A 20,392-nucleotide genomic window follows, 5' to 3' on the forward strand; every position below is an offset into this window, starting at 1 on the left:
TCCTTGGAAAATGACGGGCACGCGCCGCCCCACGTTGCTCGGACGGAGGGGAGCAGCTAGACAACGCGGGGGATCTCACCCCGGCCCGCGCCCGCCGCCCGAGGGGCTTGCAGCCCCCCGGATCCGCCACCGCTTAGGCGATGCCGAATTTCAGCAGTTTGATTGCAGCAAAATCGCTCACATCACCGCCCACGCGCTTGGTCGCGTAGAACAGGACATGCGGCTTGGCGCTGAACGGATCGCGCAGCACCCGCAGATCGGGACGTTCGGCTATGGTGTAGCCCGACTGGAAGTCACCGAAGGCAATCGAATAGCTGTCGGTTGCCGCATCCGGCATGTCCTCGGCAATCAGCACCGGATAGCCCATCAGACGCGCAGGCTCACCAGCGGCTAGGCCATCCGACCAAAGGAAGCGGCCATCGCTGTCCTTCAGCTTGCGGATCAGACCCGCGGTTTTCGAGTTCATCACGAAAGTGCCGTTCACCCGGTACTGCGCGCCCAGGGCATAGACCACGTCCACAATCGCATCCGCATCGACGCCACCATCAATGCCCGACGCGACATAACCCAGACTATCCCAGCCCCAGCTGCCGTTTTCCATCGTGCGGTGGGTCAGGATACCCTTGGGCTTGTCCACACCGTCGCCATTGATAAACGCCGCTGCCTCGGCCCGGGCAAACTTGTCGGCGATACGACCGGCCAGCCAACCTTCGACATCAAACGCACTGTCATCCAACAGACGCTGCGACGCCTTGGGCAGCGCGCTCAGCTCGTGCAGCGGGATCGAAATCCGATCAATCGATGGGGTCGAGGTCTCAGCCGTGGCCGAGTTTTCATCCGCCCAACCCGCGCCCACATCGGTGTGGTCGATCAGCACGTCGAACGAGTTCGCCTCGACATTCACAACTGACGCAATCGAACGGATCGAAGCGGTTGAATTCAACACCGACTTGATCATCTCAGCCGTCTGCGGATCGACCAGATAGCCACCGTCGCTGTTCACCGCCGTCGAAAGCGACTTGGCCTCAATCTCCAGCCCGCGCAGCCCGTCATCCTCGCCCGAACGCACATAGGCGTCAAAAGCCTTCTGATGCGGGGCGCCTTCTTCGATCGATGCCGCAAGGTGCGGACGCGCCGCGATGGTTGATTTACGATCCAGCATGGTCAGTCGCTCTTCTGTCTGTTGCAGTTGGGTTTTAACTTCGGCCTTGAGGCCGTTGAATTCATTCACGAAGCCAGCCATCGCCTGCTTCACCTCCTGAACCAGGGACGCACCCTCTCCGGTCAAGGCCGGGGTCTCGGTCTTGCTCATCAGCACTTCCTTATTGGGGGGTTAGAGGCGCTAGATTCGCGCCAGCTCCTGCCGGGCGTCGTTGAACACCTCAGCAATACTGCGCCAGGTGTTTTCAACGTCAGGCTCCACGCCTTTCGCCGCCACCCGCGCACTGGGCAGCATCGGGAACGTCACCAAAGACACCTCCCACAGCTCCAGTTCGGTCAGGACCCGCTGGCCCTTGTCATTTTTCACGGCCCGTTTGGTGCGATAGCCAATCGACAGGCCGTCCATTGCCCCCGCCCGGATCAATTCGGCCGCCTCACGGCCCTTTTGTGTGGACTCCAGCAGACGTCCCTTGACCCACAGGCCCTTGTCATCCTCGCGCACCTCGTCCCAGACACCGATGGGCTGCGCCGGATCATGCTGCCACAGCATCTTGACCCGCTGGCCCGCCTTGGACAGCCCGTCAAGCGAGCCCCTATACGCCCCGCGCTGCACCACATCGCTGCCCTGATCGACCTGCCCGAACAGGCTGGCATAGCCCTCGATCACCGCATCCTCGGACACCGACAACCCGTCGCCAAACCGCGCGAATTTATGTTCCAAATCCATGAACTTCTCCATGTAACTCACTGACATTATGGCGTTACCACAAGGAATGATTGAAACGCCTGCGCCAAAATCACCGCCGCCACGCCGTACACTGTCAGCCATAGCCGCTTCTCCAGCCGCTCCATCATCTCTTCGATCTGATCCAACCGCCGACACAGGTGGGCGTGCTGGATCTCGGCCACCCGCTCATGCGCGGCCAGACGCAGGCCCGGCGCGCAGTCGAACGGAGGATACCCGTCACCCATCGCCACGCTCCGGCAGCCCCAGCAACGCGCGTTTCTCGGCATCCGTCAGGAAATCCGCCCCGTTGACCCGCGCCCATTGCGCATCCCGTTCCGCCGACAGCGCCGGCACCTGATCCAGATCAGGCTTCAGCATCAGATCCTCACCGATAAAGCCCGCCAGCCATTCTGACACCGCCGCCGCCACCCGCGTCACCAGGGGCAGCACGGTCAGGCGATAAAACGCCCGGTTGGCCTCCTGATAGTTCGAATAGGTCGCATCGCCCTGGATCCCCAGCAGCATCGGCGGGACTCCAAAGGCCAGCGCGATCTCGCGGGCGGCGGCTTCCTTGGTCTTTTGAAACTCCATGTCGGACGGAGAGAACCCCATCGGCTTCCAATCCAAGCCCCCTTCCAGAACCATCGGACGCCCAGCATTGCGCGCCCCGCGATAGTTCTGCTCGATCTCATCCGACAAACGCCGGAACTGATCCTCGGCCATCACCCCATGGCCGTCACCCTTCCACACCAGCGCCCCCGAAGGCCGCGCCGCATTGTCCAGCAGTGATTTCGACCACCGAGACGCGCTGTTATGCACATCAATCGCCATCGCCGCCGCCTGCATCGGTGAAAATCCGTAATGATCATCCTGAGGATGGAACGATTTGATATGACAGATATTTTCCGCCGCAAACCGGTGCTTCTTGCCACCAACCGCGTAATCATAAGCCTTGGGCCACCCATCCGCACCCGGCACCACGCTCATCCGATCCGAGCGCAGCACATGCAGCTCAACCGGCAGGCCTTCCTCGGCCTGCACTGCCTCAACATAGGCATTGCCCGACAGCAACAACTGCCCAAACAGAGCTTCCATCAACTCCGCCCGCCCCTGCGCCGCATTCGGACGGCGCATCAGGGACAGGATCGGATGGGTATCATAGCGCTGAGCCTGATCCTGCAGCACCAGTGGCAAGGCCGCCGCCGCCTCGGCAATCAGTTTGACGGATCGAAACCCCACCGGGTTCCCCGAAAACCCTGTCCGCGTCAGCGACATTGCATCCCTGGGGCTCCACGCCACGCGCCCGCCCGTCTGCCACGCCACCACAGGCCCCGCCGCGCTCGCCTTCGCCTCGGGCGCTGCCTCAGCCGATCCACGACGCAAGAAATCGAATACCATCTTTGCTCCTTTCTGCCGCCGCTCAGCTCGGCTTGTTGAAAGGAGTTATGACGGATAGAAGTTTAAGCCCCGGGAATGATGCGTACGGGGGGTGGGCAACGGACAGAAATGATCATTAATCTCGTCTACTAGAGCCAATTACTTTAGCCAGCATTTCTCTCCAACGGCTCGCCTCAAACCCGCCGATGTTTCCAAACTTGAAGTACCAAACAGCCGCGGCAAAACACCGATAAGCATTCTCCATTTCGGCGTCAGTACTATCATGAACTGAAACGACCAAATTTTGCGTACGAGAGCCGTCTTGCACCAACAGTTTGAAGCCTTGAACATAACAAACGTCAGTATTGGTAGGCAGATTAACTACTGCATCAACCAATTCTCTAGGAAACTGCTCGAGTGCTTTGATAGAAACTCTATCATTCTCAATAAAACCACGTCCGGAAGCAAAGAAAAAGCTAAGTTCAGCATCCTGGGCGTTAGGCTCAGATCCTACTTTTTCTTGATTGTCCAAAATCTGAACCGCAGTGGCGATGGAGTGAATACCAGCCTGATCACCGCTGTCCTCAACCCGCAAAACGAATGTGAATTTCCCGTAAGGGCTGCCCAGAAGTTGCGCCGATGCCAAGACGGGAAACACGGCGATGCACGTCAGAAGATAGCCCAGAATCCTATTGCTACTCATTTGACTTTACTCGCATTCAGCCCAATTCCGAAGCAGGTAAACGCTGCCGACAAAGATATGCAAGTCGGGATTAACAGTAACAGAGCGCAGAAGAAGCATTATCTCTTACAAAGCCCTTACCCGAGGACGCCGATGCGCCCCTGCTGGCCCCACCACCGACCCATGCAGCGCCCTGACCAGCGCGTCGACCCGATCAGGCCAATCCTGTCCCTGAATCCATCATGGCCAATTGTAAGGCTTAGCGGCTTGCTGGACACTTAACTTAAATCCTTTGCAATCACCGCCAAGTTCTTGTGATTTCATGCCACGGCAATTGTCTGCGTTTCACATGCCCCCACGTGTGCTTCAAATTGAAGAGGCCACCCGATGACTGAAAACGAACCTGCACCGTCCGGACACTCCGATACGAACAATAACTGGACCAAGGAACCTACTGCTGCCGACAAACACGTCTACGAGGTGTTTGCCTCCAACGTAGTCGTTCTTGTGCAGCTACTTGATGACTACAAGACCATGATGTCGCCGGATGTCCACGCAAGGCTGTTTTCTTCGCTGCTGACGTTGTCGAGGTTGCTCGGCGAATACGAGGACAGTTGGAATCAAGAGTACCCAACGTCCTGAACCTAGATGCATCCCGTGAAGGACCAATTCTCTAGGCGATGTATGAATGTTTGTAGAGCACCCCTCAAAATGCTCACAAACTCCGCACCCTAGGCCGCCGATACGTCCTCGCAGGTCCCACAACCAGCTCATGCAGCGCCCAGACCAGCGCGTCGACCCGGTCGGGCGAACCCTGCCCCTCGAAACCACGCGCGGTCATCTGGCACATCTGCTCCTCCAGCGCGTCGAGCCCGGCCACATGGCGCACCCGCCCCTGTTCGTACAAGGCCGCCACAGGCTCAGCCCGCGCGACCTTCCCGCGTGACGCCCGCACCGCGCGATAAGGCACCAGAGGGTCCACCTGCCGCACGACCTCTTCCACCAGTTGCCCGCCCTGATTGACCTCGGCCACCAGCCGTTCGGCCCCGAACTCATCCATCGCGTCAATCGCCGCCTGCGCCCAGCCCGCCGGGCCAACGCCCTGCACCGTCCGGTCAGCCAGCACATAGGCCCGCCAGTCCTCGGGCGGCCCCTCTAGCTGAGCACCAACGACCACGATCCCGCAAGCATCTGCATCCGCCCTCGCCGTTACTGCCGGGTCCAGTGCCACGACGATGCGGTCCAGCGTAGGCACCCGCGTACAGCGCGCCGCCTCCAGCATCGAACCCGTCCACAACGCGCCTTCGGCATCCGACAGCAACACCCCGTCTAATTCCTGCCGCCCCAGCCGCGTGCCTGCATAGCGCGCGCGTACCTCTTCCAAAAAGGAACCCGCCAGATTGGCCCGGTTCGCCTCGGTCGGCGCGTGGGTCTGCACCGTGGACGGAGACGCCAGCAACTCCTTCAAAACCTTCACATTGCGCGGCGTCGTGGTCACACAGACCCGCGGCCGTTCCCCCAGCCGCAGCGCAAATTGCAACATATCCCAGGTCTCGCCCGCCTTCTTCCACTTGGCCAGCTCATCCACCCAGGCCGCATCAAACTGCGGCCCCCGCAGCCCCTCGGGATCATGCGCCGAAAACGCCTGCGCCTCGGACCCGTTAGGCCAAACCAGCTTGCGTTCAGACGCCTTCCAAACAGGCCGCCGATCCGGCGGTGAACACTGCAATATCCCGCTATCCCCAAAGATCATCACATCGCGCACCTGATCAAATGTCTCACCGACCAGAGCCACACGACACGCCTGCCCCCGATCCAGAGGCAATGACCCCTCGACCACCGACCGCACCCACTCGGCCCCCGCCCGCGTCTTACCGGCCCCGCGCCCGCCCATGATCACCCACGACCGCCAGTCGCCCTCGGGCGGCAACTGATGCAGCAGCGCCCAGAACTCGAACAGGAAAGGGAGGGCACACAGCCCCCCCTCCCCGATCTCACTCAGAAATCTGTCCTGCACCGCAGCAGGCGCGGAGGCGAGCCAGCCTGCACCCGATCTCAGATCGTGCCCGATCAAGGTCGAGCGCATAGCCCCCTTGGGCAATTCCGGCTTGTCTGTGATGTTGTTCGACAAAGCTTGTCTCCACTTTCTGGCAACTACGGATCAGCCCCTCTAGCTGACCCAGTTGCTTGCCTGTTCCGGCAAGGTCTGCATCCTCCCCGGCACCGATCTGTTTTCGCAGTTCTTCCGCCGCTTGGCGCAGATCGCGAATGGATCGCTCAAGCGACTGCAATAAATCAGCCGTCTGAGAAATCCGCTCTTCCGGGGTAATCAAAGTCATGTTTGCCTGTGACCTCATGCGTGAGTTTTTCCGCACGAGAGAAACGAAAAACGACCGCCGGGTCGCCCCGGGGCCGTTGCCCACCTCTTCTAGCATGACATAATTTATACCAAGAAAAGCGCGCAAAGTCAATGCGTTACGCAACGCGGACGCAACACCCGGCGTCCGATCCGTTAACGATCAGCCCCGCATGACCTCAAGAAACGCAGCGCTTACGATCAAAGCCGCACCCAATGCTTCTCTCATCCCAAACGGCTCGCCCGAGAAGACCGCCGCCGAGATCAGGCCCACCACAACTTCGCTCATCAGCAGTAGACCAACGCGTGCCGGGGTCAGCTTGGTTGCGGGCCAAATCGTCAGAAAAAACATCGGCAAGGTGTACAGGACCGACAGCAACGCGACCGGGCCGATTCGTATAACCATCTCGCCGACTGCCTCTGATGACGCCAAACCGCCGCCGAATGGAAGGCTCAGCAGAGACAACACCAAAGCGCCTGAAACAAAGGCAAAAACCTGCCCCGGAACAGAAATACCGGACGTCCGATAAAGCCCCAGCGATCCCATCGCCCAAGTGATCCCCGAGATCAGGGCCAGCCAGTCTCCAGTATTGCGCGGCCAGGGAAACCCCTGTTCTCCGCCAAGCACGATGAACATGCCACCCAGACCGCAGAGTAAGCCCAGCACGCGCGCCGGGCCAAGACGCTCACCCAGAAACACCATTCCAAGGATCGTTCCCCAGACCGGTGTCAGATAGAACAGCAGGATTGACCGGACGACATCTGTGTAAACCAGACTGATGGTAAACAAGCTGAACGCAGCACCGGTGAACATCCCGCTGAAGATCAGCCCGCGCCAATCTTTCAAAAGCGCTTGCCGTTCGCGCATCAGGAAAGGCGTCAGTACGATCAACGCCGAGGTGTACATCACAATACCCGGCCATGGGCCATCCAGTCCTTGGTCGACAAAGTAGCGAACCGGAATCCAGTACAGCCCCCACATCATCCCGCCGATGACAAGGGCGACGCTGGCGGTCCTCAAATCCGCTCCATGTAAAGCTCTGAATGTCATGACCCGACTCATAAAACCTTCCGAACCGTATCTGGCAAACGCGCAACCCGCGCAAGCTTATGGCCGACACGGCGCTTGACAATCGCGACCGCAAGGCGCATGTGCCCCTCAAACAGCGCTACCGCGTGAGCACGTGGGCGACACCGCCCCCAACAGCGCCCGATTCACCCATAGTTCCCCATCACGCAGGGTTCTTGACGCGTCAACCAGATGCTGCAGGGAACGCCTGCACGTCCTGAGGTTTCGCACAACCCCTGCCGGTCGCGGATGCGGCCCATCACGACTTGCCCGTGGACCTTTGCCTCGGGCTGTAAAGGATAGATATTTGTTCGACTTCGATATGCTGGGCCTTGCGCCCGCTCTAAATGATGCGCTCAAACGCGCCAACTTCACTCAACCGACCCCGATCCAGAACCAGGCGATCCCGCTGGCCCTGAATGGTCACGATATCCTTGGCCTCGCCCAGACCGGTACAGGTAAGACATTGGCCTTTGGCCTGCCGCTGATCGACCATCTGCTGGCCCAGCCCGGCAAGCCCGATCCCAAAACCGCCAAAGCGCTGATCCTCGCGCCCACCCGCGAGTTGGTCAACCAGATCGCCGACAGCCTTCGCAACTTGACCAAGAAAACCAAGATCCGCGTCGCGACCGTGGTTGGTGGTCAGTCGATCAACAAGCAGATCATGTTTCTGGCGCGCGGCACCGACATTCTTGTCGCCACCCCCGGTCGCCTGATCGACCTGATGGATCGCGGTGCGGTTAATCTGGGTTCAGTCAAGCACCTCGTGCTGGACGAGGCTGACCAGATGCTCGATATGGGCTTCATACATGCCCTACGTCGGATCGCGCCGGAACTGGGCACGCCGCGCCAAACCATGCTGTTCTCAGCCACCATGCCGAAGCAAATGGAAGAGCTCAGCCGCGCTTACCTGACCAACCCGCAACGGGTGCAGGTCTCGCCCCCCGGCAAAGCAGCCGACAAGATCACGCAGGCGATCCACTTTGTTGAAAAGCCTGCAAAACCCGCCAAACTGCGCGAGATCCTCTCGGCTGACATGGACGCGCTGACGTTGGTCTTCTCCCGCACCAAACACGGGGCCGAAAAGCTGATGAAGGGGCTTGTCGCCGATGGCTACAATGCAGCCTCGATCCACGGCAACAAAAGTCAGGGCCAACGCGACCGCGCCATCAAGGCGTTCCGCGCCGGTGAGGTCAATGTTCTGGTCGCTACCGACGTCGCCGCGCGCGGCATCGATATTCCGGGCGTGGCCTATGTGATCAACTACGACCTGCCCGAGGTACCGGACAACTATGTCCACCGCATCGGCCGCACCGCTCGTGCAGGCCGCGAGGGCGAGGCCATTGCCTTCTGCTCGGCGGAAGAGGTCGACCTGCTGCGTCAGATTCAGAAGCTGATGAAGATCGAAATCCCGGTCGCCAGCGGTGAGATGCCTGAAGCAATCTCACCAAAGAAAACCCCGCGCCGCCCAAGCAACCGCCGTCGCAGCCCGAAACCTCAGCACTCTGGTGCGCCCAAACCGGGCGGTCAGAAACGCCGCCGACCGCGTCGCGCGAAAGCGGCCTGAATAAGAAACGGCCCGGTCGATTGACCGGGCCGTTGCTTTATCGGGGTCAGAGATTCGTGTTGTACAAGTCGGACAAAGTGCCGTTTCAAACCTGTACAACACGGACGATTGAATCAGTTCCCGGAATTCCGCTCGGCCTCGATCTCACGCCACTTTGCGACGTTGCGATTGTGCTCTTGCAGGGTCTCGGCAAAGGCATGACCACCGGTTCCGTCCGCAACAAAGAAGATGAAATCCGTGTTGTCAGGTGCCACCGCAGCCTCAAGGCTCGCGAGACCCGGATTGGCAATCGGGGTCGGCGGCAGCCCTTCGATGACATAGGTGTTCCAAGGCGTCGCACGGCGCAGTTCGCTTTGCCGCAAACCGCGACCCAAAGTACCCTGCCCTTTGGTTACACCATAGATCACCGTCGGGTCTGTCTGCAGCCTCATACCTTGGTTCAGACGGTTAACGAAAACGCTGGCTACCTGGCCACGCTCTTCCGGCTGACCTGTTTCTTTTTCGATGATCGAAGCCAAAATCAGCATCTCTTCGGGGCTGTTCAGAGGTAAACCATCCTGACGCCCCTCCCACGCTGCGTTGATTCTAAGCTGCTGTTTTTCCTGCATTTCAGCAAGTATTGCATTCCGATCTTCACCGGGTCTGACCTCATAACTGTCAGGGGCCAACATCCCTTCAGCTGGCAATTCGGCTACTTCGCCGGTTAGCAAATCCATCGCTTTCAGCGACTCGACAATCTGCCAACTGGTGACGCCTTCAGCTAACGAGATGCGATAACGCGTATCCGCCTCACCGCGTTTTTCTGCATAAACTTCCGGGGCGTCCTCTTCGCCGATCACAAAGGAAGCCACCTCATCAAAATCCAGCGTCGCCGGGTTCAGTTCGCGCACGCGCGTCTGCATACGTGTCACGCCGATACGGTATTCGATCTCGGTCCCGCAGGTGCTGGCGCCGCTACGGGTAATGTCGTCGACGATTTGCTCCATCGACGTGCCTTCACGCACCAAGAAGCTGCCCGCTTTCAATTGCTGAGATTTGTCTGCGTAATCAGCAGCTAAGCGGAAAATCAACCCACTGCTGATCGCACCCTGATCCTCGAGGTCACGGCTGACCCGTGTCATGTTGGAGCCTGGCTTTACCTGCAGGCAGATCGCGGTTTCCAGCGGTCCTTCGGACTTGTATTGCGACTGCCCCCACAGGACGACACCGCCCATCAGGAACAGCCCAACGATCAGTATTGTCAACGCGTTCGAAGCGAGCGCTCGCCACATTTAGTTGACCTTTCCGAAGATCACACTTGCATTGGTGCCGCCGAAGCCGAACGAATTTGACAAGGCCACGTTGATCTCACGCTCGCGCTTGGCATTCGGGGCCAAATCGATCGGAGTTTCAACTGCTGGATTGTCCAGATTGATCGTCGGTGGTGCAACCTGATCGCGGATCGCAAGGATTGAGAAAATCGCCTCAATCGCGCCAGCGGCGCCCAGCAGGTGACCAGTGGCCGATTTGGTCGAAGTCATCGTCGCGTTGCTGGCGTGATCCCCCAGCAGGCGTTCTACCGCGCCCAGCTCAATCGTATCCGCCATGGTCGAGGTCCCATGCGCGTTAATGTAATCCAGATCCTTCGGCTCAAGCCCCGCACTACGCAGCGCTGCTTTCATCGAGCGTTCGGCCCCGTCGCCATCCTCGGACGGCGCGGTTATGTGATAAGCGTCACCCGACATCCCATAGCCCAGAACCTCGGCATAAATCTTGGCACCGCGCGCTTTGGCGTGTTCGTAATCCTCAAGAACTACAATGCCTGCACCTTCGCCCATGACGAAACCGTCGCGGTCGATGTCATAGGGGCGGCTCGCTTTCTTTGGATCATCGGCGTATTTGGTCGACAGCGCCTTGCAGGCGTTGAAGCCGGCGATACCGATTTCGCAAATACAGCCCTCGCCTCCACCTGCGATCATCACGTCTGCATCCCCGGCGCGGATGATGCGGCTGGCATCACCGATCGCATGAGCACCGGTCGAGCAAGCAGTCACGACCGAGTGGTTCGGCCCCTTGAACCCATGACGGATCGAAACCTGCCCCGAGGCCAGATTGATCAGCGCGCCCGGGATAAAGAACGGAGAAACCCTGCGCGGACCTTTGTCGCGGATCAGGTTGGCCGTGTTGGCAATTGATCCCAGCCCACCGATACCGGACCCAATCAGAACGCCCGTGCGCAGGCGGTCTTCTTCGTCTTCGGGCAGCCAATTGGCATCCTTGCAAGCCATCTCGGCTGCAGCGATGGAATATAGGATGAAATCTTCAATCTTGCGCTGTTCTTTCGGCGGCATCCAATCGTCAGGATTAAACGTCCCGTTGGTGCCATCTCCGCGCGGCACTTCGCAGGCATAGGTCGTGGTGACCCCGCTTGCCTCGGCATCAAACTGCGTGATTGGTCCTGCGCCGGATTCTCCATCCAGCAGCCGTGACCATGTTTCCTCGACCCCACTGGCCAAAGGAGTGACCAATCCAAGACCGGTTACAACGACTCTGCGCATGAAGTGCCTCTTGCCTGCTTCCTGTTATGAGAACCGCTCATACCCCGGCCCGGGGTGCGGGGGCAAGAGCAACGGCATATTCTGAACCGGCATCCTTGTGCCGTAACCTGTTCAAATCCTCTGTCAATTGAGTTGAACGATGCCTGAAAGGCAAAAACCCGCCCTTCCTTCAACGGGAAAGGCGGGTCGTCTGGTACTGAAGTTTACTGGAACTCGGCGACTGGCTCGTGTGCCGATTGGGCGACCTCCAATGCTTCGGACAGATCGACGGACTTGCGGAACAGTGCCCGGCCAACGATCGCACCCGAAATATTCGAGATATAGGCGAGACGAGAGATATCGTCGCTGGTACGCACGACACCGCTGGCTATGATCGGTGTACGCGATTTTTCGGCCAGTCCTGAAATCAGACCCAGCTGCGCCTCGACATCTTCCATATCACTATCGATATCGGTCACCAAAATTGCTGCAAGAGGCGTATCCGCGAAAGCTTCGATGAAGGCTTCCGGGGTAAACGCACTTTGGCTGCGCCAACCTTCGGTCATCACTTGCCCTTGCCAAACATCGACCGCCAACACGATCTGGTCGGGATAAAGCTTGGCCAGTTCCTTAACTAACTGCGGGTCCCAGGCCGCAAGTGTGCCAATCACGATTCGGCCAGCCCCTTTATTGATCCAATGTTCAACATGCTCGCGGGTCCGCATCCCCCCTGCCAACTGCACTGACATTTCAGAGGAGCGAATGATTTCTTCGATCAGTTCGGAATTGGTATCTCGGCCTTCGATCGCATCAAAATCCGTAAGCTGCATCCATTCCGCTCCAGCCGCAGACCAGCCGCGCGCGGTCTCGACCGGATCTACATGCCAGATCATCGCTTCATCCAGACGCCCCTTGTCCAGCGTAACGCACCGACCGTTCTGCAACTCCATCGTGGGGTAAATCATCATGATTCATATCCTCCGCTGAATCATTCCGTAATTCCACGATAGCATAGAGTCTCAGCTTGCCGCTTTATTTCACAAGATCGGCAAAGCTCGTCCATTTTGCGGCATCGCACTGCCCAATGCGTTTCACACCCGTGTCGGAGGTCCGTCACGGCGAAACAGATGAACGGGGGTGTCGCGGTATTCAGCTTCGCGCAACAGCTTGTAGCCCAGCTTTTCAGCCAATCGCTGTGAGGCTGCATGGTCCGCGTCGATCAGCGCAACCAACGGGCCCGGAATGATCCGGTCGAACCAGTCGTGCGCCGCCTGCGCGGCCTCACACCCGTATCCTTGCCCCTGCATGTCCGGGGCCAGAACCCAGCCGGCTTCGGGAAAACCATCAAAATCATCGCCCAGAGACCGGTTGCCATAGAAGAACCCGGCTTGCCCGATCAGAGTACGATTCGACTGCAGCATCACACCCCATTGACCGAACCCGGTCATCTGCCAATGTCCAGCGTTGCGCAGGAAAGAATCCCACGCCTCGCCGCGCGTTTTCGGGGTGCCTCCGATATGGCGTACAACTTCGGGGTCGCGCCAGATTTCGGCGAACCGGTTGAAATCCTCGGGGCGCATTGCACACAAGGTCAGACGCGCCGTGTTGATCATCGGGGTGGATCTTATCATGCCCTTGCCCGCTCAGAAACTTGCCTCAGGTGTCAGAGTGCGGAGCCTCAACGCCTCAAAGCAAGCGCGAAATGTGGCAGAGCATAAAAAAACGGCGCTTCCGTTGCCCGGAAGCGCCGTTTTTGCCTCAGTCAGGTCAGCTTAGGAAGCTTCGCTGATGAATTTGACCGCGTCGCCAAAGGTCTGGATGGTCTCGGCTGCGTCGTCCGGAATCTCGATGCCGAACTCTTCTTCGAACGCCATTACCAGCTCAACGGTGTCCAGGCTGTCTGCGCCCAGATCGTCGATGAACGAGGCGTTTTCGGCAACCTTGTCCTCTTCAACACCCAGGTGCTCAACAACGATCTTCTTTACGCGATCTGCGACGTCGCTCATGTCTATTCCTCATTTCAATTTCAGGGCTGTCCGCCCGGTTCTGCCCTTGCCCGTTCGGGGTGGACTTGTTTTGCCCTTTCCGGGCGGTTTGGGTCCCGGGTCCCCGGGAAATCAGAGAACCGGCCCTTGGACCGGTTCCTGCGCATATGCGCCGCCTATAGCACAGACAACGCACAAGGCAAACGCTTTCGCGCCCACCCTGAATTGCGATTACAACATGGCCATACCGCCATTCACATGCAAGGTGCTTCCGGTAACATAACCTGCTTCAGGGCTTGCCAGATACAGCACAGCGGCTGCGATTTCCTGCGGATCACCCATACGACCGGCCGGAACCTTGAGCAGCAGACCCTTCTTTTGCTCATCCGTCAGCTTCTCGGTCATCGCGGTGGTGATAAAGCCCGGCGCAACCGCATTAACGGTAATGCCACGGGTCGCAACCTCATGCGCCAGCGCCTTGGAAAAGCCGATCATGCCGGCCTTGGAGGCAGCATAGTTCGCCTGCCCTGGGTTTCCGATCGCAGCCACAACGGACGAGACATTGACGATCCGACCCCAGCGCGCCTTCATCATGCCCCTGATCACGCCTTTGCACAGCTTCATCGTTGCGGTCATGTTCACGTCGATCACGCTCTGCCATTCTTCATCCGACATGCGCATGAACAGGTTATCGCGTGTGATGCCTGCGTTGTTCACCAGAATATCAACCGAGCCCATCGCCTCAGCCGCTTGTTTCGGCAGGGCCTCGACGGCTTCGGGATCGCTCAGGTTACACGGCAAGACATGCGCACGATCGCCAAGGCTGTCGGCCAGAGCTTGCAGAGGCTCCACGCGCGTTCCGGAAAGGCCAACAGTTGCACCAGCGTCGTAAAGCGCGCGGGCGATATCGCCGCCAATACCACCCGAAGCACCGGTGATTAGCGCATTCTTACCTGTCAAATCAAACATCTATGTTTCCTCTCTGGCCGCCGAATCCGGCGGCTGTCCCTTGTTCATGCGCCGGGGTTAACGGCTTTTTGTACATCTTCAGGCGTCCCGACCGCTGTGCACGCCAATGCTCGATCGATCTTGCGGATCATTCCCGACAGAGCTTTGCCCGCGCCGATCTCCCACGCTTCGGTCACACCCTGCGCGACCATGTACTGTACGCTCTCACGCCACCGAACCGAGCCGGTGACCTGTTCCACCAGCAACTGACGGATCATATCTGGATCAGCCACAGCTTCGGCGCGAACATTCGCAACCAAAGGCACGGCAGGCGCTTTGATTTCAACCGAGGCCAAAGCCTCTGCCATTACATCTGCCGCAGGCTGCATCAGCGCACAGTGAAATGGAGCACTTACCGGCAACATAATTGCACGCTTGGCACCTTTTTCCTTGGCGATCTCGGCTGCGCGCTCAACAGCGGCCTTTGAACCAGACACAACAACCTGGGTCGGGTCGTTGTCATTGGCTGCCTGACAGACCTCATCTTGCGCGGCCTCTTCCGCAACGGCGCGCACCGCTTCAAGATCGAGCCCCAGAATGGCGGCCATTGCGCCCTCGCCCACCGGCACTGCACTTTGCATGGCCTGCCCGCGCGTCCGCAGCAGGCGGGCAGTATCGGCAACCGTCAAGGCTCCGGCCGCAGCCAGCGCCGAGTATTCACCCAGCGAGTGACCCGCCACATAAGATGCTATTGAAATCGAAACGCCTTCGGCCTCAAGTGCGCGCATTGCGGCCATCGAGGTTGCCATCAGCGCGGGCTGTGCATTCTGAGTCAGGGTCAGCTCTGCGATATCGCCGTCCCAGATCAGATCGCTCAGTTTTTCGCCCAAGGCCTCATCGACCTCATCGAAAACGGCGCGGGCGGCTGGATATGCCTCAGCCAAGGCCTTGCCCATTCCGATGGTCTGGGCGCCCTGCCCGGGGAAAACAAACGCGCGTGTCATTGGTGCCTCTTGCGTGACGTCAGATTTCGGCGGGGTTTAAACTGACAATCGGCGCGGCACAAGCATTGCCTGCGTTCTGCATCAGGACACCTTTACTGTGCATTTCTCTGTCTTGTGTCCACACGGCATCCATTTAACTTACCCTCAATTCAGAAACTCGGAGAGCCAATCGATGCCCCTTACCAACACCCGGTCCAGCTATGGTGGTGTAACCAAAGCATTTCACTGGCTGACCGCACTACTGATCCTGACGGCTCTGCCGCTGGGCTGGTTCGCGAACCAATTGGCCCATGCGATTTACGATCCGAGCATTCCCACGACCGAGGATGACATCGCCCGCGCCGCCCAGCTGTTTTCACTGCACAAAACCATTGGTGTTACCGTGTTCTTCGTCGCACTGGCCCGAATCCTTTGGGCTGTTACCCAGACGAAGCCGGGCTTGCTGAACGCTGAAAACAAACCCGAGGCCTTCGCCGCCGAAACTGTGCACTGGCTGCTGTACGGCTCGCTTGTACTGGCTCCGCTCAGCGGCTGGATCCACCACGCCGCCACCGACGGCTTCGCGCCGATCCTATGGCCCCTTGGTCAGAACCTGCCGCTTATTCCGAAGTCAGCTTTCCTTGCCGACATCAGCGCCAGCCTGCATTGGCTTTTCGTCTGGGCCCTGGGTGTGGCGCTCGTGCTGCACATAGCGGGCGCGCTGAAACACCATGTCGTGGACAAAGACAGTACCCTGCGCCGTATGCTGCCCGGCCAATCGGACGCGCCGGAACCCCCGGCGCAGCACCATTCCATTGTTCCCGCCTTCGCCGCCTTGGCAATCTGGGGCGCGGTGCTGGTCGGAGGTTGGTCCACCGGTGTCTTTGACGACCAGTCCAAAGCAACCGAAGACACGGCCGAACTTGCGCAAGTTCAATCGGAATGGGAGGTCGAAGACGGATCCCTGTCGATTACTATCTCGCAATTGGGCAGTCCCGTAAGCGGCGAGTTTGCTGACTGGACTGCAGCGATAGCGTTTGAGGATCCCGCCGAGCCGGGGTTGGCCGGTTCCGTCGATGTAACGATTGCCATTGGCTCACTCAGCCTCGGCACAGTCACCGACCAAGCGATGGGTGCGGATTTCTTTGACAGTGCGCAGTTTCCTACGGCTCAATTTAAGGCCGACCTGTTCAAAACGGATGCGGGTTATGAGGCGCGAGGACCTCTGACAATCCGGGACAAATCTATCGATGTCGTCCTGCCATTTACGCTGGAACTGGCCGACGATGCAGCGACGATGTCGGGGAATCTGGAACTCAACCGAATGGATTTCGACGTTGGAACATCGCAACCCACCGAAGATTCGTTGGGGTTCACGGTTATCGTGGCAGTCGAATTGACGGCAGAACGCGACAACAAATAAAAAACCGCCGGGGCGCATAACCCCGACGGTTTCTTTTTGGGATCATGAAGGGATTAGTCGGCCTTCTGCGCCTCGATCGAAATCTTGACCTCGACCTCGTCACCCACGAATGGAGCGAATTGGCCCAAATCAAAATCGCTGCGCACCAGCGTCGTGGTGGCGTCAAATCCGGCCCATGGCTTGCCCGCCATCGGGTGTTCACCCACTTGGTTCAGCTTGGCATCCAGAACCACGGATTTGGTGACACCATTCATGGTCAGATCACCGGTGATGTTGGCTGTGTTCTCGCCAGTGACCTCAATACCAGTTGAAGTGAAGGTCACCAGATCACCTTCGGCTGCGCCAAAGAAATCTTCGGTCATGAAGTGATCTTCGCGCGGCTTCCAACCGGTGATCATCTCAACGACCGGCATCGAAACAGTCACGCTTGATGCTGCCGGGTCTTCCTGATCAAACATGATTTCGCCCTCAAAGCCCGAAAACATGCCCGTGGTGGTCGAAAAGCCAAGGTGGTTCCAACTGAAGATGACCTGGCTATGGCTGGAGTCCAAAACGTATTTTTCAGCACTGGCGAATGCTGTGGTCGCCGATACGGCCAAAGCAGCAGCAATAAGGGTGGATTTCATAACAATCTCCGCAATGGTGTTGTTGCAAACCGGGTGGGTTGCTCACCTACGAAAATGTGCCGCCCAAGGGCGGCACACAAGTTTTTTTGATTCACAACTTCTGTTCCTTTTTGAACAGAATAAAAATCAGGCGAAAATTGTTACGTTTTGGCTGAGTTGACCTTTGAGCGCTGAGCCAACATCCGCCGATTCCAGGGGCAGCTTCATCAGCAGGCTTCCGTCTACATCGTACAGTTCGACCTGGTCGTCAGCGAAACGCGCGCCACCCAGCGAGTCGTAGCTGCGGCGCAATACCGTTTGCGGCCGACCGTTTTCGTTTTTCTGAAGAATGCGAACCTCGCGGCGGATTGGGTCAAAATAGGCGTCTGGGCGCGCATCCATCACCTCGATGGTCAGCAGGCTGACGCCAACAATCAAGAACATCAGTGAAGCGACCAACTTGATAGGCCAAACCTCGGCTCCCATAACCGAACCCGGCATCAACCACATCGAAAAGGCCGACACGATCAGAAAGACACCAACGGCACGCAGAAGAAACATCCGAGCCCGCCAATTCGGCGCAAACGTAATCAGAACGGGGACGGATTTATCAAATACCGCAGCAGGCGTCGATTGTTCAAAAGTGTTTGTGTTCATGACGGCCATTGTCTTGCCCTGTCTATGTTTTCCAATCTACCGGGTCCTCCCGGCTTCATGAACAACCTCGGGGCGAAAAGCGTCAGGAATTGGGCGCACCAGTGGAAATAGGGCGACTTCACAAAGGCATATGTGGCAGGGCTTGCCCCGCCCGCTCAAACGTGTATACGGGGCCATCCTTCGCAGAAGTTATGAATCGCGCAGCCTCTCGTGGCAGGGTCGCGAAGGACCATATGGCCCCGCCTTTGAAATGCGCCTTGATATAAACAGGAGTGCACATGCCACTGTATGAGCATGTAATGATCGCGCGTCAGGATTTGTCCAACGCGCAGGCAGAAAGCCTTGTCGAACATTTCGGCACCGTTCTGGCTGACAACGGCGGCAACGTCGTCGAAAGCGAGTACTGGGGCGTCAAGACGATGGCTTACAAGATCAACAAGAACCGCAAAGGCCACTATGCCTTCCTGAAAACCGATGCCCCTTCGGGTGCGGTTCAGGAAATGGAACGCCTGATGCGCCTGCATGATGACGTGATGCGCGTTCTGACCATCAAGGTCGACGAGCATGCCGAGGGCCCCTCGGTCCAGATGCAGAAGCGCGATGAGCGCGAAGGCCGCCGCGAGCGCCGCTGATCAACGCCTGACGAAAGGACATAAACCATGGCCGCAAAACCATTTTTCCGCCGCCGCAAGGTCTGCCCGTTCTCGGGTGAGAACGCGCCGAAAATCGACTACAAAGACACCCGTCTGCTGCAGCGCTACATCTCTGAGCGTGGCAAGATCGTACCTTCGCGCATCACCGCCGTTTCGGCGAAAAAGCAGCGTGAACTGGCCCGTGCTATCAAGCGCGCCCGCTTCCTCGCCCTGCTGCCCTACGCCGTGAAGTAAGGAGAGACTGACATGCAAGTTATCCTTCTGGAACGCGTTGCGAAACTGGGTCAGATGGGCGACGTCGTTGACGTCAAGCCCGGCTACGCCCGCAACTTCCTGCTGCCCCAAGGCAAAGCGCTGAGCGCATCGAACGCCAACATCGCGTCGTTCGAAGCCCAGAAAGCCCAGCTTGAGGCACGCAACCTGGAAACCAAGAAAGAAGCTGAAGCGCTGGCTGAAAAGCTGGACGGTCAGCAGTTCATCGTGATTCGTTCGGCATCGGATGCCGGTGCTCTGTACGGTTCGGTCACCCCGCGTGATGCCGCAGACGCCGCAACCGAAGCTGGTTTCACCGTCGACAAGAAACAGATTGCCCTGATCGCTCCGATCAAGGAACTGGGTCTGCACTCGGTCGCAGTCAACCTGCACCCCGAGGTAGAAGTCGAGATCAAGATGAACGTCGCACGTTCGGAAGAAGAAGCCGAACTGCAGGCATCGGGCAAATCGATCCAGGAACTGGCTGCTGAAGAAGAAGCCGCTGCCGAATTCGAGATCGCCGAGCTGTTCGACGACATAGGCTCTGCCGCTTCGGAAGACGAAGATCTGGTTGCCGAAGAAGCTCCGGTCGAAGAAGACGAAGCAAAAGCCTGATCTGGCTGCATATCCAATATCAAAGGGCCGCGCTTTTACGCGGCCCTTTTTCTTTTTGTTACATCGCAAGCAAAATTCGGCCCGATTGTTCGCCTGGCCTTGCAGACCGGCGAGGGTTTCATATCATCGCCATTCGCAATCAGGAGTATTTTGATGACCCCCCTCCTTCGTCGCCGCGTCTTAACCTTGTTGCTTATGGCACCGCTTGCAGCTTGTGGCAGTCCTGGCAGCTCGGGTTCCGGCGATACGTTCGATCCCCCCCTCTACCCCAATGAAACACCCGAGCTTCGCGCCTCGATCAATAAATGGGCTGACCACTACGAGCTCCCGCGGGAGTTGGTGCACAAGCTGGCGATCCGTGAAAGCACACATCGGCCGTGGGCGGTGAACCGCCCCTATTATGGGCTTCTGCAAATCCTCCCGGCCACTGCGCGATCAATGGGTTATACTGGAAATGCCAAAGGCCTGCTGGACGCCGATACCAATCTGGAGTTTGCCGGAAAATACCTGCGAGGCGCCTGGCTTTTGTCTGATGGAGATCAGCAGCGTGCCATCTTTCTTTATGCCAAAGGATATTGGCCCGAAGCAAAGGCCAGGGGCATGCTCGTCGAGACGGGTCTGGTTTCTGCCACAGAATAGGCATGTTTAATTCGCATTTCGATTGTAATGCACATACATAACCTTCGAAATGCCACGGCGAATCCCATGACCTACTGCACAACTCTGACGTTAAATCTTTTAAAGGTGCGTAATTGTGTGCCCGAAAGGCACATTTACCTATAAAAGGCAGACATTTCCCACATCTTCTTGTCTTGA

24 protein-coding genes are annotated in these 20,392 nt (G+C 58.3%); 7 read left to right on the plus strand and 17 right to left on the minus strand.

Annotated features, from left to right (window positions below; translation table 11 throughout):
* Positions 1-133: 133 nt before the first annotated feature.
* The 5 genes from AC2TEM_RS19035 to AC2TEM_RS19055 form a co-directional block, all read right to left on the minus strand.
* Complete coding sequence (locus tag AC2TEM_RS19035) at positions 134-1,312, minus strand: phage major capsid protein (protein WP_170396482.1); 1,179 nt, start codon at positions 1,310-1,312, stop codon at positions 134-136.
* Positions 1,313-1,342: 30 nt separating this feature from the next.
* A complete protein-coding gene (locus AC2TEM_RS19040; protein WP_480790365.1) occupies positions 1,343-1,888 on the minus strand; it encodes an HK97 family phage prohead protease in 546 nt (181 codons plus the stop codon).
* 26 nt (positions 1,889-1,914) lie between these two features.
* Positions 1,915-2,133 carry a GTA head formation protein, RCAP_rcc01685 family gene (locus AC2TEM_RS19045; protein WP_010442100.1) on the minus strand — a complete coding sequence of 73 codons (219 nt, stop codon included), beginning with the start codon at positions 2,131-2,133 and terminating at the stop codon, positions 1,915-1,917.
* A complete protein-coding gene (locus tag AC2TEM_RS19050; RefSeq protein ID WP_170422225.1) occupies positions 2,126-3,286 on the minus strand; it encodes a phage portal protein in 1,161 nt (386 codons plus the stop codon). The genes AC2TEM_RS19045 and AC2TEM_RS19050 overlap by 8 nt, the downstream gene beginning before the upstream one ends.
* A gap of 115 nt (positions 3,287-3,401) precedes the next feature.
* Positions 3,402-3,911 carry a hypothetical protein gene (locus tag AC2TEM_RS19055; protein ID WP_170422228.1) on the minus strand — a complete coding sequence of 170 codons (510 nt, stop codon included), beginning with the start codon at positions 3,909-3,911 and terminating at the stop codon, positions 3,402-3,404.
* Positions 3,912-4,334: 423 nt separating this feature from the next.
* On the opposite strand from AC2TEM_RS19055, the gene AC2TEM_RS19060 reads away from it, so the two are divergent.
* Positions 4,335-4,589 carry a hypothetical protein gene (locus AC2TEM_RS19060; RefSeq protein WP_170422230.1) on the plus strand — a complete coding sequence of 85 codons (255 nt, stop codon included), beginning with the start codon at positions 4,335-4,337 and terminating at the stop codon, positions 4,587-4,589.
* Between the two features lie 73 nt (positions 4,590-4,662).
* On the opposite strand, the gene AC2TEM_RS19065 is transcribed toward AC2TEM_RS19060, so the two are convergent.
* The 3 genes from AC2TEM_RS19065 to AC2TEM_RS19075 form a co-directional block, all read right to left on the minus strand.
* Positions 4,663-6,033 (minus strand): DNA-packaging protein, encoded by a 1,371-nt coding sequence (locus AC2TEM_RS19065; protein ID WP_480856366.1) that lies wholly within the window; start codon positions 6,031-6,033, stop codon positions 4,663-4,665.
* The gene (locus AC2TEM_RS19070; protein WP_039536221.1) at positions 5,942-6,286 is read right to left on the minus strand and encodes a hypothetical protein; all 345 of its coding nucleotides are present in this window, start codon (positions 6,284-6,286) and stop codon (positions 5,942-5,944) included. The genes AC2TEM_RS19065 and AC2TEM_RS19070 overlap by 92 nt, the downstream gene beginning before the upstream one ends.
* 180 nt (positions 6,287-6,466) lie before the next feature.
* Positions 6,467-7,354: a DMT family transporter gene (locus AC2TEM_RS19075; protein ID WP_170422233.1), complete on the minus strand. Its 888-nt coding sequence runs from the start codon at positions 7,352-7,354 to the stop codon at positions 6,467-6,469.
* 325 nt (positions 7,355-7,679) lie between these two features.
* Between AC2TEM_RS19075 and AC2TEM_RS19080 the strand changes: the two genes are divergently transcribed.
* Positions 7,680-8,939: a DEAD/DEAH box helicase gene (locus AC2TEM_RS19080; protein ID WP_170422235.1), complete on the plus strand. Its 1,260-nt coding sequence runs from the start codon at positions 7,680-7,682 to the stop codon at positions 8,937-8,939.
* A 113-nt stretch (positions 8,940-9,052) separates the two neighbouring features.
* Here the strand turns inward: AC2TEM_RS19080 and mltG are convergent, their stop codons facing one another.
* The 7 genes from mltG to fabD form a co-directional block, all read right to left on the minus strand.
* The gene (gene mltG, locus AC2TEM_RS19085) at positions 9,053-10,210 is read right to left on the minus strand and encodes an endolytic transglycosylase MltG (protein WP_170422236.1); all 1,158 of its coding nucleotides are present in this window, start codon (positions 10,208-10,210) and stop codon (positions 9,053-9,055) included.
* On the minus strand, positions 10,211-11,476 hold the full coding sequence (gene fabF / locus AC2TEM_RS19090; protein WP_170403139.1) for a beta-ketoacyl-ACP synthase II: 1,266 nt from the start codon (positions 11,474-11,476) through the stop codon (positions 10,211-10,213).
* Between the two features lie 203 nt (positions 11,477-11,679).
* On the minus strand, positions 11,680-12,423 hold the full coding sequence (locus AC2TEM_RS19095; protein WP_170396463.1) for a 1-(5-phosphoribosyl)-5-[(5-phosphoribosylamino)methylideneamino]imidazole-4-carboxamide isomerase: 744 nt from the start codon (positions 12,421-12,423) through the stop codon (positions 11,680-11,682).
* A 123-nt stretch (positions 12,424-12,546) separates the two neighbouring features.
* Entirely contained in the window at positions 12,547-13,086 is a 540-nt protein-coding gene (locus tag AC2TEM_RS19100; RefSeq protein ID WP_170403143.1) for a GNAT family N-acetyltransferase, read from the minus strand.
* Positions 13,087-13,227: 141 nt separating this feature from the next.
* Positions 13,228-13,461, minus strand: a complete 234-nt coding sequence (locus AC2TEM_RS19105; protein ID WP_008756330.1) for an acyl carrier protein — start codon at positions 13,459-13,461, stop codon at positions 13,228-13,230.
* A 210-nt stretch (positions 13,462-13,671) separates the two neighbouring features.
* The gene (fabG, locus tag AC2TEM_RS19110) at positions 13,672-14,409 is read right to left on the minus strand and encodes a 3-oxoacyl-[acyl-carrier-protein] reductase (RefSeq protein ID WP_170396459.1); all 738 of its coding nucleotides are present in this window, start codon (positions 14,407-14,409) and stop codon (positions 13,672-13,674) included.
* A 44-nt stretch (positions 14,410-14,453) separates the two neighbouring features.
* Entirely contained in the window at positions 14,454-15,392 is a 939-nt protein-coding gene (fabD, locus tag AC2TEM_RS19115; protein WP_170422238.1) for an ACP S-malonyltransferase, read from the minus strand.
* 172 nt (positions 15,393-15,564) lie between these two features.
* Here fabD and AC2TEM_RS19120 point away from each other — a divergent pair, with 172 nt between their 5' ends.
* Positions 15,565-16,794: a cytochrome b/b6 domain-containing protein gene (locus tag AC2TEM_RS19120; protein ID WP_170396455.1), complete on the plus strand. Its 1,230-nt coding sequence runs from the start codon at positions 15,565-15,567 to the stop codon at positions 16,792-16,794.
* 53 nt (positions 16,795-16,847) lie between these two features.
* Here AC2TEM_RS19120 and AC2TEM_RS19125 read toward each other — a convergent pair whose 3' ends face one another.
* Together AC2TEM_RS19125 and AC2TEM_RS19130 are read right to left on the minus strand one after the other, a co-directional pair.
* The gene (locus AC2TEM_RS19125; RefSeq protein WP_170422240.1) at positions 16,848-17,420 is read right to left on the minus strand and encodes a YceI family protein; all 573 of its coding nucleotides are present in this window, start codon (positions 17,418-17,420) and stop codon (positions 16,848-16,850) included.
* 126 nt (positions 17,421-17,546) lie between these two features.
* On the minus strand, positions 17,547-18,056 hold the full coding sequence (locus tag AC2TEM_RS19130) for a hypothetical protein (RefSeq protein WP_480459283.1): 510 nt from the start codon (positions 18,054-18,056) through the stop codon (positions 17,547-17,549).
* Between the two features lie 278 nt (positions 18,057-18,334).
* Between AC2TEM_RS19130 and rpsF the strand changes: the two genes are divergently transcribed.
* From rpsF to AC2TEM_RS19150, 4 genes are all read left to right on the plus strand, one after another.
* Complete coding sequence (gene rpsF, locus AC2TEM_RS19135; RefSeq protein WP_068332653.1) at positions 18,335-18,688, plus strand: 30S ribosomal protein S6; 354 nt, start codon at positions 18,335-18,337, stop codon at positions 18,686-18,688.
* Between the two features lie 27 nt (positions 18,689-18,715).
* The gene (gene rpsR / locus AC2TEM_RS19140; RefSeq protein ID WP_005608650.1) at positions 18,716-18,943 is read left to right on the plus strand and encodes a 30S ribosomal protein S18; all 228 of its coding nucleotides are present in this window, start codon (positions 18,716-18,718) and stop codon (positions 18,941-18,943) included.
* 12 nt (positions 18,944-18,955) lie between these two features.
* Entirely contained in the window at positions 18,956-19,576 is a 621-nt protein-coding gene (gene rplI / locus AC2TEM_RS19145) for a 50S ribosomal protein L9 (RefSeq protein ID WP_170396450.1), read from the plus strand.
* A gap of 153 nt (positions 19,577-19,729) precedes the next feature.
* Positions 19,730-20,215, plus strand: a complete 486-nt coding sequence (locus tag AC2TEM_RS19150) for a lytic transglycosylase domain-containing protein (protein ID WP_170396448.1) — start codon at positions 19,730-19,732, stop codon at positions 20,213-20,215.
* The last annotated feature ends 177 nt before the right edge of the window (positions 20,216-20,392 follow it).

It is taken from the genome of Ruegeria sp. HKCCD3925 (assembly GCF_057221175.1).